Below are 14,425 nucleotides of genomic sequence, written 5' to 3'. Positions count from 1 at the left end.
TATAAACCATTAATCCAATCTTTTTATTACAAATCCTGCTTGTTGTTCTTCCTCACCATAAATATCATCTTGTTGAGGATTAGTACTGGAAGATAAGAATCCACTAGTTCTTAAACTAAACATATGAAATGAATCTGTGGAGCCTTCACCAACATTTATTTGGTTTCCGAGGTTTAATGCTGGTACTTTTTTTTCATATCGTAAGTAGCTCTGAAAACAGTTAGTGTATCCACCATAATCTTGACATAATTCCCCCTCCAATTTTGCACCACTAATTTTAATAAATGGCTTATCTGGTTGGCTTGTATCAAGTCTAGGCTCCCAATCACTTCTTGGGAATTTGCTCTCAACTCTTTGCATCGTAACTATATCATTTGCTAGTCTGTCCTGCTGGGCATACACTTCTGTTAATGTATTTTGCTCAGTTACTGTTTTATAGTAATTATATGCTGTTGCTTTTTCAGATGTTTGTGAAAAATAAAAAGCAGACATACCCGCCGCACTTAACAAAAACATAATTATTAAAGCAACTACTAGCAATGCACCTTCTTGTCTAGCTAAAGAAGTTTTCATCATCATAGCTGCTTAACTCCGTAGTTCACTGCTTGCACTGTTGTAGCAAATACTTTATTAACTTTAGTCTGATAATTAACAGGAATATTAAAGTTTGTATTATTACCAAATACATTAACTGTCTGCTGAGCTCCACCTACTTTCCTATCTGGAGAGGTTACTATTACAGCAATTTTTACACCTCGAACATTATTCCAATCTATTTCCCTCTGATTAAAAGCTGTTTTACCTACTCCACTTTTTTTATAATAATAAAACAACTTCACCCCAATTATATTTTTAACCAAATCAACGCTATTACCTTCTTTAATGTATCGATTTCGACTTTTATCAAAATAATAAGCTTGACACATTAGCTGATCATTCACCACAAAAAATGAAACTGCTATTCGCATTGAAGTGACAAAAGTTTGAGAGCAACTAAATTGGTTTTCGTTTTCATAAATATAACTTACGGTTAGCGTGTCACTGTCATCAGCACTTTGTTGATTACAATATCCTCCCTCAATTCCTTTATCACTACAATCTGCAGTTTCATGAGGAAAGCCAGGCAATTGGGACAATTCAATAGGTACTGCATTATTATCAAAGGGAACATAGTGAGCATTCCGAATTGCCTGACGAATATAGCTTAGTCCAAGACGGCCTGCCTCTTCATGCTGCATTTGGCTTTCTGCACTCATTAAAGTCTGCTTCCCTAAACTAAATATTTTAGTTATTCCCATTAATAGCATGACACTGAGTGCTAATGCTATCATCAACTCAATTAATGTAACCCCTCGTTGAGTATTCATAGTTACTTCCATTACTCTTAATTTAAAAGCAGTTTTATTGCCTGGTCATCTGAATTTTTACATGACGTACAATTCCATCTAATTTCAATAGCATTTTCATCCTTATCATATTTTGGCTTGGGGTTTTGGCCAGCTAATTTTTGGTCCAAGCTATGCTCAATATAAATTTGACTTTGCACATTATTTACAAGAGAAGAGCTGCTAGCATATGCTTCAATTTCCATTCGATAACGCTCTACAAAATCATTAGCCGCCCATACTGCTGTTGTACGCTGAGACGCATCGAAAGTACTTTGCATTGATTTAGTAAGTAGTGCGGCCAATCCCAATAATGCAACACTGGTAATTACAATGGTAACTAAAACCTCAATCATGCTAACACCAGTTTGATTTTTTATTTTCGTTTTCATTATCATCCCTAATTAATTTTTAATAATTTGCCCAGAACGATTAATTGTAATTGTCCTTGTGGCAATACCTGCATGTGTTGAATTGATGTTAATTTGAACCACTTTTAGACTTGATGGAGTTAAAAACCCATCTTTATCAAATCCCACCCCTCTACTTGGTGTCATTTGATACGTTAGCTCACTTGGAAGTGTTACTTTTTTTATAACCCCATTATTAATAATATTTAATTCTTTGTTTCTTATTATGATTGTATACTCTCTACGTCTTGTCATTGCTTCTGTTTTAATTTCTTTAAGTGCACTTAATACTCTATTGGTACCCTCAGCAGCCTTTTCACGACGCATCATGTCAACCATTGATGGCATTCCAATAGCCGCCAAAATACCGAGTATGGCCACTGTCACCATTAACTCTATTAACGTAAACCCTTTAATTTTGCTCATTATTTAACCACTGCAGTACAATAACTGATGATGCTTTATACAACAGGTTTTGGCTATGTGTGACGAACTCGTGACAGGTGGGGGATTTGTATTGATAAAACGGGATACGACACTTCAATTGTAAAAATAAACAGGACTAATCAATCTACAACGCTATAAAGATTAATTTCTGTTGGTCGAAATGGAGAGAACAAAGGCTGGGTAATGCTCGTCGAACTGTTTGCCGCAAGGAAGCGGCAACCAAGCCTCCAAGGATGGATTCACGGCGTGTTCGAAGGGCGTTATGTAGACTTTGGATAAAGGTAAGCTCAGAATTTGCTTTTAAAATATTCGATTACCCTGGCATCTCAGGCGAGCACCTAGAGATAAAATTACAACACGATCCGTACAATTTGTCTGGTTTTAGTACACATATATTTGTATCTACCAGAGTGTATGCCTTAAAAATAATTATTAAAAGATAAGCTGTCTATTTTTTTAGATAAACTGTTGTTGTCGTCTGTTTATCCTTTGAAAGAATGTTTCCTACAATCGCTGCTTGCGGATAATCAACTTGTAACGCATTGAGACATTCATTCGCTACATCCTTACTCACTGCAATTAACAATCCCCCTGATGTTTGTGGGTCAAACAACAAAGGATAATGAGCCTCTTTTAACCATTGATTAACTTCATACAAATAAAGTCGGTTATTTTCATTTGCTGTTTGAAGTGTACTTTGCCAACCATAACGAAATAAGTCTGTAGCCCCCTCTAAGACAGGTAACTGTGCCATATCCAGTTCAACACTGAGTTGCTCAGGTTTTAGCATTTCTAACAAATGCCCTAGAAACCCAAAGCCAGTGATATCAGTTACAGCATGAGGTTGAAATTTTTTAACTATAGGTACAGCTGCTTGATTACTGAGGAGCATCATTTCTAACATGTGTTCAACCCTGTCACCCTTGGTTTGAGCAGCTTTGTTAGCCGCAAGTATCACTCCGGTACCGAGGGGTTTGGTAAGGATTAATACATCACCTGGCTTGGCTCCTGTTTTTTGCCATAATTTACCCAGCCCTCGTCGTCCATTTACGGTGACAGCTACACTTAATTCTGTCCCTTCTGCTGTATGCCCTCCAACCAACACGCATTCAGCTTGGTTTAACTCAGATTGAATGCCATTCATCAATAACAGCAACTCTCGTTTCAAACTGCTCGGCTGTTGATAAGGTAAGGTAATCGCTACCTGTACACTGTGGGGCTTACCACCCATTGCATAAATATCACTTAAAGCATGTATTACTGCTATCCGTCCAAATAACCAGGGATCATCAATAAAAGCTCTTAACTGATCTACCGTTTGCAGTAAATAGTTTGCTTCCCTCCAGGGAATGACTATAGCATCCTCAGCCTGATCATTTACGCCTATTGTTTGTAGTGTTTCAGCTAGGATATCCTGACTAATTTTTGCTCCACAACCATCACAACGCATCACTGGAGTTGTGTTTTCATGAAGATACCGATTGATCAGGCTTGGCATTTCATTAAAAGACAACTGCTGAAATTTTTTCATAAACTGGCGATCTAAGAAATCCTTCCATCGCCATACCCAAGTCCCAGAAAAAGAAAATGGTACTCGCTCGCCAATTGCGCTTTTATCTCCACAAGCTAACAGACTTAAGAAGTGCCGTTGAGGCTTAAATTGTTTTAACCTTCTGCCAGTTAATTGAGCAGAAATGTTATGAAAGAGTACAGGAGCCATGCGTACTGCATACACCCCCGCTTTAGCGTTTGCTTTAGGTGTTAAGTGAGCAACATCACCTGCTGCAAAAATGTTATCAAACTTCAGCGTTTGTAATGTGTCTTTGACCAGCACAAACCCTTGCTCGGATAAATCAAGTGATGTGTTTTTTAACCAACTCACCCCTTTGCCATGGGTGCACCAAAAAATCTTATCTAGTTTTACTTCATTATTATGCTGATCATAAATCGAACTACTACAGACATTACGCACTTTAAAATTTTCATGGATACAGACCTGTTCCAGAAATAACTTATGCTTAACGTGTTGTCTCGTTTTAGGCAAATAGTTTGGCAAAATATATGGACTTGCGGTAAAAAGATGTATCGTGAAGTGAGTAGTTACATACTTTAAACTATATGAAATTGCAAAAGCCAGCTCTATACTTCCAGCGCCTCCACCCACAATACCTATTGTGTAGTGTGATTGTTGCCCAGCTTTTACTGTTTGTTTTAAAGACTTCCATTGTCTAAAAAAATCACCTATGGGCTTGACGGGTATTGCATACTCAGCGGCCCCAGGAATGCTCAAATCGGGTGTTAAGCCAATATCTAATGAGAGGATATCGTAATTGAGCTGAGGATAGCGCTCTAAAGACAAGTGTTGTGTATTCGGGTCTATATCAACGACATGGTCTTGAATAAAGCGTACACCAGCCCATTGGCACAACCTTCGCAAATCTATATGTGTTTGCTCAAAGGTATAATGCTCAGCAATAAGGCCTGGCAGCATACCTGAATAAGGCGTGTAAACCTGAGGTGATATTAAAGTTAAACGAGTATCTGGTAGAGGTTTCATTTTCCAACGTCGGATAAATAGCACATGAGTGTGCCCCCCACCAACTAATACAATGTCTTTTGCATAAACTGTTTGAGGTGTATTCAAACTATATGCAGCTCCTTTCCTGAACTATTCAAAGCCCTTGGTTCCTTTTGTAAATGAGTCATCAGCCAATCCCTAACTTCTCCAGCACTCCCTTGAAACAAAGGCTTTCTTTTATATTTTTGCTGATGGTAATAATACATAGGATCATAATACTCCGTAAGCATCAGTTTTATGACACAACGAAGTAAAGACCCATCATTCACCCGCTGAAGCTTTGCTACTCCCTCTTTAACCATTTTGCTAAACAGTGAATAACGCATTCCACCCAAACGACTTTTTATTCTAGTTAAAGCAGACATTAAGTGCTGTACAACTAACTCCATTGGGTAAGGACTATTTTCAATATAATCCTGAAATGCATTGTCGATACGCTCTTCAATCGATGCTGTTAACTCAATATAAGATGATTGCCACATAACACGTTGCAAGGTTTTTGGTAGCGCACAACGACCTATTAAATGACTTTCATCCTCTACTAATATAGGACAACGATACTTTTCTTTAAGTTGCATCAGATTGACTGCCAATGCATTTTCAAAGCTAGCCTGTGATGGTTGCTCTACATTCAAAGTACCAAAGGCTGAGCCTCTGTGTTTTGCTATTCCCTCTAAATCCAGATGAGCAGAAAATTGTCGTAAAAATAATGTTTTACCCACACAGCTCAAACCTGAGAGAACAATAAAAGATGGATAATTGTCTTCTCTTTCCAGGTACGTTAATAAACAGCTCCTAAGTGTTTTATAACCACCGACAATTCGAGGATAATCAATACCAGACTCCGCTAGCCACTGTTGAGTGATTGTTGAGCGTAATCCTCCCCGTGCGCAATACAAAGCTCCATGAGGGTTTTGCTGAATAAATTGCAACCAGCTGTTTATTCTAGTTTGTTTAATGGCTGGCGTTGCGAGTTGATAACCAAGAACAATAGCAGCTTGCTGGCCACGCTCCTTATAACATTTTCCCACTTTCTCTCGCTGCTCATTATCAAGCAAGGGAAGATTGACTGAAAAGGGAAAGCTTCCTTTTCGAAACTCAATTGGAGCACGCACATCAAGTAGGGGAATATCTTTTAATAACAGTGTTCGCCACTGTGCTTCATCCAGTAAAAACAAAATAGCCACTCCATGCTAATGAAGTGGCTATTGTATTGGTTAGGTTTTAGATTGTCTTGTATCTTACAACTGACTCATTATGGAGTAGTAGTTGGAGTACCTCCAGTACTTGAACTTGAACTTGTGCCAGCGTCTTCCAGATTTTCACGCCAAAACACCTTTTGTAAAGGGTTTTCACTCGGTGGTGTTAAACACTCACCAGGTCCACCACAAACCCGCTTAACAATACCACCTGATGAACCACCACTTGTACCACCAGGCTGTTGAAGAACTGCAGGACGTCCAGGAATACCCGTCGTCGAAAGTACTATATGCCTTTTAGACCTTTGGGTGGGATCACTAATCAAACTAGCAGGCGTTGCTGCATCTTTTATGCTTATCGCATACATTCGAGCTTTACCTGTAGTTGGTTCACATGGGTTGGATGGAACAACTACATTTGGCTGATAAGTCGTGAAAAAGATAACCCCTGAAGTTATTGAAGCTTTTGCCAGAACTTTTTCGCCCTTAATATCAGCAGTATCATTTAAATCATGAACATTTATATACCATCCATACTTACTTAACGAATTATACTTCTGAACAGTTGTATTACTGGAATCTGCTTTATCAGAATCAGATAGCCCTTCATAACTAGAAACTAATGCAGCTACATTATTTGCTGTGGCATCATATAAGTTACTTTCTTTAATAACCTCAGAACCAACATATGAATAGTCAGGACTTGTTGAGCTGCCAGAACTGCTCGCAGGAGGAGGAGAATACACATTATAGTCTTTTATTAAGAAAAACTTATCTTGAATGACTTCATTCAAAGGATTTGATCTAACACCAGAACCAACAGCTATTGCCAAATATTCCTTTTGCCCTCTTTCCCTCATTAAAGCAACACTAGGCGCATTGAAAAAATGCCGTGAATTGGGAGAATCATCTCCTGAAAATTTAGCAATAATTCCACCTGTAGCAAAATCACTCACGCCCGAGTTTTCATGATTAAGATCAAAGCGCCATAGCTGACCTGCAATATCAACAACAAAAATCCGATCTGCAAGCTGATCACCATCAATATCAAAAGCGGTTAAATCAGCAGGTATACTATATTTCATTTCTGACAGTTGAAGTCCATTTGTAGCCGTTGCTGTACTTGACGCCCACCATAAACGATCTCCTGTTTTAGCGTCAACCATATAAATAGCTCTTCCCATTGAGCTTTTTGATGTCAAAGCCCCAGCTGAATCAACATTATTTAGCTTATGAGTAGCAGGATCTCCAACATCGTTCGCAGGGTCATATCCCCCAGCAAAAAATAGAACATCCTTGACGACTCCATTTAATTTAACTTTTGCTAAGCTTGGTTTTGACCAAGTTTGACCAAGCTCAGAAAAATCCCCTGTTGTTCCACCACCACTGATAGTCCATTTTAATGTTGGTGCCGAACGGTTTGTAACATCTAAAGCATAGTAGCTTCTTCCACCACGCCTTTCTCCCACATACAAATAAGCAAAGTCAGTGGTTGCAGGAGAAGTTGAAGAGTCAGTATCAGCAGTATTTCCATTAATAGTATTAACAATTTTTCCATTTCCATTTCCATCATTAACCCATGGGGTAATTGGCCCATCTAAACCATACACTTTTCCAGACGTTGCATTTTTATAAGCTACAATATTTTTCAAGTGCTTACTTGGAATAAATGCAAATTTTTCGATACCTGTTTTCGTATCAACAGCATGTAAAAAGCCTTGATTTGTTCCAAAGAAAACAGTCGAGTCATAGTTTTTTATCGTTGTAGAGCCAGTTGTAGTTTCTTCCGTAAAATAAGTAATCACGGTTGGGTTAGTATGTAATGGATCACCAATTTTTTTACTTGTATTTAACCAGTTAACAACTTCATTAACTTGATCAATAGTGTCAATTCCTGGACCAAACTGACTCACCAAATTTGAGTTATCGGCAACTATTTTATTTGCACTTACATTTATTTCTGCAGTAGTGACATTGGTGTATAGTGTTCGGCTAGCTGGCAGTACACTAATCATCCCTCCTTTTGTTACATCATTTCCATCAGGATCACCACTTGTACTAGTCCAAAAGCTACGTGCTGTATCCTTTATTTTTCCATCTACAAGAATGGAGTTTGCTGCTGTGACACTTGACTCATCCCCAGTAAAAGTTTGATCTGTTAAAATACCATTTACTAGTTTGTATTTTTTTAAATTACCTCCCCAGTCAGCATTTTTACTAGCTTTAAACATAACATAATATTGCTCATTATTGTGCTGCAGAGGATTAAAGTAGTCTAAAGATACTGAGGGTGTTACAAATGTGGAAGTTTCTTCTTTAATAGATACTAGCGCTGAGCTAAAAGCTGCTTCAATTTCAGATGTAGAACTCGCTAAGGCAAATGTTCCTTCAGAGTACTCTGCTGTACTTTTTAATAATCTTCCTTCATTAGAAGTTTCTGTTATACCAAATGCAGCTATAGTATGCACAGGAATCTTTTGGACACCATCAACAGATGAGCTATTGTCTTGACGACCAAGGTACCAACCTAACTCATCAAGACACGATCCCTTGCTGCACTTTTTGGCTAATTTATTAAGACCTGTCTTTTTAGCTGGGTAATCTGAATCAGGAATAGGTTTTATAAGCTTCTCAATCTCATCATTTGCTTCATTATCCTGGGTTGGAGCACCATCAGTGAATAGTATAATGCTGTTGGATACTCCACAAACACCTTTATGTTTAATTGGGCTGACATAGTTACCACTACTATTTAGTACGCCAGAAACACCCGTATAACTTCCACCAAACTCAGGTTTTTTTCCATTATAATATAAATATGCTTCGTATAACGTTTCTGATAATGGTGTCCAAGTAGTAGCGTTCAATGCATTAACTGCATTCACTAGCTCAGTTTTGTAACTAGCTGTTAGCTCTTTTACAGGCTTATAAATTTTACCACCACTACTATGATTAAAAATCATTAACCCAACATTTACACTACCATTTTTTTGCTTATTGATAATGTTTGTAGTAGCCGTTTTAAGTTGAGTTAACCTACTACCTCTCATACTTCCAGAATTATCCAGCATAAATAGCACATTTGACTTACTTTCATCATCTGGTGTTTCAGCAGTATACGTAAAAATTTCCGTATCATCAGCTATCACAGATAACGATAAAAACAGTAAAGGGGTACATAATAACTTCTTCATAGTTAAAATCCTTTATGACTACTATCCACCAGTTCTAATTTCGTACTGAAAACCCAGTGTTTGGTCGGTTTGCACATTTGCATTAATTACTTCAACTTCTGTATCAAGGTGATAACGATAGGCTCTTGTTTCAGGTAAATCCTCACCATCAGGAATACTTGCATCAGATATATAAGTTAATTCTGTATCAACATTAGAAACTTTTTTATCTGTAGCACCCACTGTTACTTTATCCTCAACTTTTGCTGTTTGAGCCTGCGGGTTACCTTTACTCTTAATCGCTTTTACTAACTCACTAGGATCAGAGCGCATTCCTACAAATTGAGCATTAAGCTCAGAGATACCAAGCTGATAAACCTTAAGTTTGTTTTGTGAGTTTGATGCCATTCTCTCTTCTAAAACTGTTGTTCGTGAAGCAGAAAACCCAATAACTGTTAAAATAATTAATATAATCAGACTAACAATTAATGCCGAGCCTTTTTGTTTTTCCATCACTTTATTACTCCTAAAGAAAGTCTGATGAAGAGTTATTAATCACCACCGTTGTTGTATAAATGTAACGAGGAATATTATCATTAATATCAATTTTCCCACTGTCTAATACTGTATAGCTTCTACTTTTCGATTCTATTGATCCTCGTATAGCGCCCGTGCTGACTAACAAACCGATACGCACCGCTCTTACTTTGGTCCAATCAGTGACATCATTTCTATTAACATATTGCTGAATAGCATTGCCTGCTGTATTAGTTACACCATAAAGAACTTGCATTCTTTCAATGCCATCCACAAGTGGCTGAGGTGTACTGACCCATGCACTATCTGTTCTATTCCAACCTCGACAATATAGGCTCGCAATTCCATCTTCTTCATCAATATAATAGAGGTTAATAATTACATCATCGGCATCAACACCATTTCCTATACAATCTGCGTTATTGATTGGATCAAACACTACTGCTAGACGATCTGAGTTATTTACATCATCTGCATTCGTTGAGCAGTTATTATCGTCACTTTCAGGACAATCCGCTGAATCTACTGCAAAAAAAGGTAAAATTTCACCTTTATCCGGGTCACTGTAACCTGCCATGCGAATATCTCTCGCCAAAATATCTAATGCGAATCTGGCATTTTCTTGTACACGTGCAATATCACCCGTTAAGCGATAGGTTTGGGAGGTACCTAAAAATATCTGAATGACTCCTGCCACTAATAAAAGACCTAATACTAAAGCGATCATTAACTCGATTAGCGATAATCCTTTCTGTTTATTCGCAAACATATTAGAGTCTCACTTTTAAATTAACATTATTATCATCTTGCACAGGTGCATCAGCATCGGTTCCAAGACGCTGAGTAGAAAACCAACGAAGATTAATATTAATATCAGAACCAGCCGAACAAGGAAGAGTATCCCCAGTATCTGCATCAGCACATGTAATTGTCGCTGTTAACTCGGGTAACGTATCAATGACAGAAGAATTCACTGTTTTCTCAGTATAAGATTGACCACACATTAGTTCCCACGCATCGTAGCTTGCCATTTCTTCAGCAGAACAATCTGTTGCAGCAGCTGTCGTAGCAAAACCAGCTCCATTGTTAGAGTATGCGCTACACATTTTGGTTGGTTTTGTTCCACACTTTGTGGAGTTATTAGGTGTTCTAGCACCAAACTTATTTGTAGTGCCCGTAGTACTATAAAATCCAGCCTCTTTCCCTGCTGGATTTGCACGCATTCTTTCTGCTATTTCTTGCGCCAACCACATCGCCTGTGAACGTTGAGAAGCTTGATAAGTATTTTTCATGGATACAGACTGCAATCCTGCCAACCCGAGCAAACCAATGCCAATCACTAAAATAGTGATTAACACTTCTATTAGCGAAATTCCTCTAACGTTTATTTTCATGTTAATAATCCAATAACACTTGGTAACTTTTATCAGCCCAAATTAACTATTTAACGTACTCGCGTTTGCCCTGATAAATTCACATTTACAGTACGGTTTTCTGTACCAACAGTCACTGTAAATGCAGCACCAGTATTCGGTGCACTTAATCTACCATTTCCTGCAAATGCTATTTCAGTAATATTTGTTGTAGTGGTTGAAGGTGTTCCAGATGTACCTGAAGTTGATGTCGTAGTTGTGGTTGCATTTACCGTAGCACCCGCAACCTCTTCGAAAACACGAACTTCCTCTGTGCCTCTACTTATTACCCAACCATTATTCCAGCTTTGATCGGTTCCAGTTCCTGAAGCCTCAATTGTTATTACTTGATTGCTACTAAGCGCAGTATTTCTGGCTAAATTAATGCTGTCGACTAGCTGACTCGTCGCACTTTGCAGTCTGTAATTCCTAATCATTGCATCAAAAGAAGGAACAGCAATAGCAAGGATGATACCTAGTACAGTGACAGTAACTAGCAACTCAATTAAGGTAAATCCATTATTTTTTTTGAACATATATTCTTACTTCTTTGCAGAACATCATTATTCACACAGTATAGATTGAAGCAGAAAATATGTTATAGAAAGGCTATCGATCGATAATCAATCAATTTTCAGGACTGAACTAACAATAAATAAAAGCAGAATCTAAGCAATTAATAATTTATATCAAAAAGAAATAATCACATTATCTTTACAAATCATAAAGTTAATAAAAAATCATAGATAAAAGGCACAAAATAAATACCAAAAGGTTCCTCTTTATAAAATCTTATCTGAAGATAAGCGGCATTTTTTTTAACACTAACGGAAAACCAGTTTCATAAACTTAAAAGGAAGCTATTTTTTATTTAGTACAAATCTTATTTTTGAGAAACAGAGCAACAATCTAAATCCGATAGATCTTCTTCCACAATAAATAAAATGTTTTCTTATACTTTTTTTGCCTGTGCGAATGGCTTTTGGCGAGGCCATCTAACGATTAATCACTTTTATTTATAGTATGTATAACTCACATTTAATACGCGGTAAATTCTTCCTTGTAGACTTGGTTACCGTACCTTGGCAGCAAACAGTTTAACGCAGGTTATCCCTGCCTTTGCCTTGTAATTGGGTAATTGCAAAAAGTGGGTTTGCTGTACTTGAGTGAGGTTGTGAAGGAAGTGTTGAGAAAACCATATGCTGCAGAGACCAAGGATGGTCTTCTGCAGCAAAAGTCATTAGGTATTTTCTATCGTTTTTACTCTAAGTTCTCTAGGCATTGAAAAAACTACATTTTCCTCTCTGCCTTTTAATTCATTGGGGGCTTCTTTTGCGCCAAGAGCTTGCAGTCGCTCAATAACATTTTTTACCAGTATTTCAGGGGCTGATGCCCCCGCAGTAATACCCACTGATGACTTACCCTTCATCCAGTGCTCACTAATTTCATCTGCGGTATCAATAAGGTAGGCCTGAGCTCCCATTCGTTCTGCAAGTTCTCGTAGCCGATTAGAATTAGAGCTATTAGGTGAACCTACTACCAAAACTAAGTCGCAATCACTAGCAAGGCTTTTTACTGCATCTTGGCGATTTTGGGTGGCATAGCAAATATCATCTTTACGAGGACCTTTAATTGATGGGAACCGGTCTCGTAATGCATCAATAACCTTAGCAGTATCATCCATCGAAAGCGTTGTTTGGGTTACATAAGCTAGCTTTCCTGGATTATCAATCTGTAACTTTTCAACGTCTTTTTCGTTTTCAACTAAGTAAATACGGCCACCAAAACTGTGATCAAACTGGCCCATTGTCCCTTCAACTTCAGGATGCCCATTGTGTCCTATCAATACACACTCAAAACCATCCCGACTATAACGAGCTACTTCCATATGGACTTTTGTGACTAATGGACAAGTAGCATCAAAAACTTTTAAACCTCTATCTTTTGCTTGTTGCTGAACAGCTTTGGATACACCGTGTGCACTGAAAATAACAATCATGCTATCAGGAACTTCATCCAGTTCATCAACAAAAACTGCTCCCCGGTTACGTAAATCATCTACCACAAACTTATTGTGTACAACTTCATGACGTACATAGATTGGTGGCTCAAACAACTCTAAGGCTCTGTTAACGATAGCTATAGCACGATCAACACCTGCACAAAAGCCGCGAGGATTGGCTAATTTCACTGAAAAAGTCATGACTAGTCACTCACTTTGTCTGCTGGGTGCACAGCAATGATCTGCACATCAAAAGTAAGGGTTTTACCTGCTAACGGGTGATTAAAGTCAACCCACACCCATTGCTCATCAAATGTCTTAATTACGCCAGGTAATTCAGCTTTATTGGCATCTGCAAATGACACCATCAACCCTTCAGTTAATTCCATATCTTGTGCAAACTGTTCTTTCTTTATTTTTTGCACATTATTAGGGTTAGGCATACCAAAACCTTGCTCAGGCTTTATGAGCAGCTCTTGTCGAACCCCTTCAGGCAAACCTAATAATGCCTGCTCAAACCCTGGTAGTAAGTTACCATCTCCCATTGTAAATTTGGCAGGTTGCTTTTCGAATGTGGAATCCACTACTGAGCCATCTTCTAGCTTAAGGGCAAAGTGCAGCTCAACAACGCTATGGCTACCGATTCGGTTTACCACACCACTGATAGCCGAGACCTCTTCATTTATTTCACGACCAGATGTTGTCATCTACACTTTTCCTTTCTTAGCGTGAGGGCTTACGAAATAAGTCAATAATCAACATAAATGCGCCAATAGTAATAGCACTATCTGCAATATTAAACGCAGGAAACATATGGTTTTCCCAATGCACAAGCAAAAAGTCAACTACATGCCCTAACACCAAACGATCATATAAATTCCCAAGCGCACCGCCTAACAAAAGCGCGAAAGCAACCGCTTGCCAACGATCATTTTTAGGTAACTGCTTAAGCCAAAAAACCAGAATTGCACTAACCCCCACAGCAATTAGACTAAAAAACCAACGCTGCCAGCCAGAAGCTTCACTCAAAAAGCTAAAGGCTGCACCTGTGTTATAGGCTAAGGTAAACCCAAATACAGGTAACACTGGGACAAACTCATGCATTTCCAGCTGACTCTGTACAAATACTTTTGATGCTTGGTCCAAAATGATGACCAAGACAGATAGCCACAACCAGTGCAGCATACCTTTTTCTACCTGTTCTGCTTTTTCTGGATTCAATGCTTGCTCCATTATTCGTCTAGTCCTAAGTCATCGTACTTAAGTAAAAAAGGGGCTCTCC

Annotated in this window: 15 protein-coding genes; all 15 read right to left on the bottom strand. The window is 38.3% G+C overall.

Annotated elements, in window-relative coordinates; all coding sequences use genetic code 11:
* Nucleotides 1-9: 9 nt before the first annotated feature.
* The 15 genes from KHS79_RS00160 to lspA all read right to left on the bottom strand — a co-directional run bounded on the left by KHS79_RS00160 (nt 10) and on the right by lspA (nt 14,376).
* Entirely contained in the window at nt 10-579 is a 570-nt protein-coding gene (locus KHS79_RS00160; RefSeq protein ID WP_212715627.1) for a hypothetical protein, read from the bottom strand.
* Nucleotides 576-1,367 carry a PilW family protein gene (locus KHS79_RS00155; RefSeq protein ID WP_212715625.1) on the bottom strand — a complete coding sequence of 264 codons (792 nt, stop codon included), beginning with the start codon at nt 1,365-1,367 and terminating at the stop codon, nt 576-578. The genes KHS79_RS00160 and KHS79_RS00155 overlap by 4 nt, the downstream gene beginning before the upstream one ends.
* Before the next feature lie 17 nt (nt 1,368-1,384).
* Nucleotides 1,385-1,777 carry a type IV pilus modification protein PilV gene (gene pilV / locus KHS79_RS00150; RefSeq protein ID WP_212715615.1) on the bottom strand — a complete coding sequence of 131 codons (393 nt, stop codon included), beginning with the start codon at nt 1,775-1,777 and terminating at the stop codon, nt 1,385-1,387.
* Between the two features lie 12 nt (nt 1,778-1,789).
* A complete protein-coding gene (locus KHS79_RS26205; protein WP_212715613.1) occupies nt 1,790-2,221 on the bottom strand; it encodes a pilus assembly FimT family protein in 432 nt (143 codons plus the stop codon).
* A 469-nt stretch (nt 2,222-2,690) separates the two neighbouring features.
* Entirely contained in the window at nt 2,691-4,886 is a 2,196-nt protein-coding gene (gene selD / locus KHS79_RS00140; protein ID WP_212715611.1) for a selenide, water dikinase SelD, read from the bottom strand.
* A complete protein-coding gene (mnmH, locus tag KHS79_RS00135) occupies nt 4,883-6,007 on the bottom strand; it encodes a tRNA 2-selenouridine(34) synthase MnmH (protein ID WP_212715609.1) in 1,125 nt (374 codons plus the stop codon). The genes selD and mnmH overlap by 4 nt, the downstream gene beginning before the upstream one ends.
* Nucleotides 6,008-6,075: 68 nt before the next feature.
* Nucleotides 6,076-9,213 (bottom strand): VWA domain-containing protein, encoded by a 3,138-nt coding sequence (locus KHS79_RS00130; protein ID WP_212715607.1) that lies wholly within the window; start codon nt 9,211-9,213, stop codon nt 6,076-6,078.
* Nucleotides 9,214-9,234: 21 nt separating this feature from the next.
* Nucleotides 9,235-9,705: a PilX N-terminal domain-containing pilus assembly protein gene (locus KHS79_RS00125; protein ID WP_212715605.1), complete on the bottom strand. Its 471-nt coding sequence runs from the start codon at nt 9,703-9,705 to the stop codon at nt 9,235-9,237.
* A 13-nt stretch (nt 9,706-9,718) separates the two neighbouring features.
* Entirely contained in the window at nt 9,719-10,498 is a 780-nt protein-coding gene (locus tag KHS79_RS00120; protein WP_212715603.1) for a PilW family protein, read from the bottom strand.
* Between the two features lies 1 nt (nt 10,499).
* On the bottom strand, nt 10,500-11,123 hold the full coding sequence (gene pilV / locus KHS79_RS00115) for a type IV pilus modification protein PilV (protein WP_084611095.1): 624 nt from the start codon (nt 11,121-11,123) through the stop codon (nt 10,500-10,502).
* A 50-nt stretch (nt 11,124-11,173) separates the two neighbouring features.
* Nucleotides 11,174-11,677, bottom strand: coding sequence for a GspH/FimT family pseudopilin (locus KHS79_RS00110; protein ID WP_051310875.1), 504 nt, complete (start codon nt 11,675-11,677; stop codon nt 11,174-11,176).
* 561 nt (nt 11,678-12,238) lie between these two features.
* Nucleotides 12,239-12,382: a hypothetical protein gene (locus KHS79_RS00105; protein WP_212715601.1), complete on the bottom strand. Its 144-nt coding sequence runs from the start codon at nt 12,380-12,382 to the stop codon at nt 12,239-12,241.
* The gene (gene ispH / locus KHS79_RS00100; RefSeq protein ID WP_212715599.1) at nt 12,382-13,344 is read right to left on the bottom strand and encodes a 4-hydroxy-3-methylbut-2-enyl diphosphate reductase; all 963 of its coding nucleotides are present in this window, start codon (nt 13,342-13,344) and stop codon (nt 12,382-12,384) included. Before ispH ends, KHS79_RS00105 begins: the two co-directional genes overlap by 1 nt.
* 2 nt (nt 13,345-13,346) lie before the next feature.
* Nucleotides 13,347-13,850 (bottom strand): FKBP-type peptidyl-prolyl cis-trans isomerase, encoded by a 504-nt coding sequence (gene fkpB / locus KHS79_RS00095; RefSeq protein ID WP_051310874.1) that lies wholly within the window; start codon nt 13,848-13,850, stop codon nt 13,347-13,349.
* Between the two features lie 16 nt (nt 13,851-13,866).
* Nucleotides 13,867-14,376, bottom strand: a complete 510-nt coding sequence (gene lspA / locus KHS79_RS00090; RefSeq protein ID WP_051310872.1) for a signal peptidase II — start codon at nt 14,374-14,376, stop codon at nt 13,867-13,869.
* Nucleotides 14,377-14,425 lie beyond the last annotated feature (49 nt).

This window comes from Zooshikella ganghwensis (assembly GCF_018263875.1).
In the GTDB taxonomy this organism is placed as follows: domain Bacteria; phylum Pseudomonadota; class Gammaproteobacteria; order Pseudomonadales; family Zooshikellaceae; genus Zooshikella; species Zooshikella ganghwensis.
The sequence above is the reverse complement of the archived record's forward strand: the minus strand, read 5'-3'. Positions and strand labels throughout refer to the sequence as shown.

What these genes read in the sequence shown, in the direction of transcription:
- KHS79_RS00160 (WP_212715627.1), bottom strand. Translation starts at nt 579, where the DNA reads ATGATGATGAAAACTTCTTTAGCTAGACAAGAAGGTGCATTGCTAGTA.
- KHS79_RS00155 (WP_212715625.1), bottom strand. Translation starts at nt 1,367, where the DNA reads ATGAATACTCAACGAGGGGTTACATTAATTGAGTTGATGATAGCATTA.
- pilV (WP_212715615.1), bottom strand. Translation starts at nt 1,777, where the DNA reads ATGAAAACGAAAATAAAAAATCAAACTGGTGTTAGCATGATTGAGGTT.
- KHS79_RS26205 (WP_212715613.1), bottom strand. Translation starts at nt 2,221, where the DNA reads ATGAGCAAAATTAAAGGGTTTACGTTAATAGAGTTAATGGTGACAGTG.
- KHS79_RS00130 (WP_212715607.1), bottom strand. Translation starts at nt 9,213, where the DNA reads ATGAAGAAGTTATTATGTACCCCTTTACTGTTTTTATCGTTATCTGTG.
- KHS79_RS00125 (WP_212715605.1), bottom strand. Translation starts at nt 9,705, where the DNA reads ATGGAAAAACAAAAAGGCTCGGCATTAATTGTTAGTCTGATTATATTA.
- KHS79_RS00120 (WP_212715603.1), bottom strand. Translation starts at nt 10,498, where the DNA reads ATGTTTGCGAATAAACAGAAAGGATTATCGCTAATCGAGTTAATGATC.
- pilV (WP_084611095.1), bottom strand. Translation starts at nt 11,123, where the DNA reads ATGAAAATAAACGTTAGAGGAATTTCGCTAATAGAAGTGTTAATCACT.
- KHS79_RS00110 (WP_051310875.1), bottom strand. Translation starts at nt 11,677, where the DNA reads ATGTTCAAAAAAAATAATGGATTTACCTTAATTGAGTTGCTAGTTACT.
- KHS79_RS00105 (WP_212715601.1), bottom strand. Translation starts at nt 12,382, where the DNA reads ATGACTTTTGCTGCAGAAGACCATCCTTGGTCTCTGCAGCATATGGTT.
- ispH (WP_212715599.1), bottom strand. Translation starts at nt 13,344, where the DNA reads ATGACTTTTTCAGTGAAATTAGCCAATCCTCGCGGCTTTTGTGCAGGT.
- fkpB (WP_051310874.1), bottom strand. Translation starts at nt 13,850, where the DNA reads ATGACAACATCTGGTCGTGAAATAAATGAAGAGGTCTCGGCTATCAGT.
- lspA (WP_051310872.1), bottom strand. Translation starts at nt 14,376, where the DNA reads ATGGAGCAAGCATTGAATCCAGAAAAAGCAGAACAGGTAGAAAAAGGT.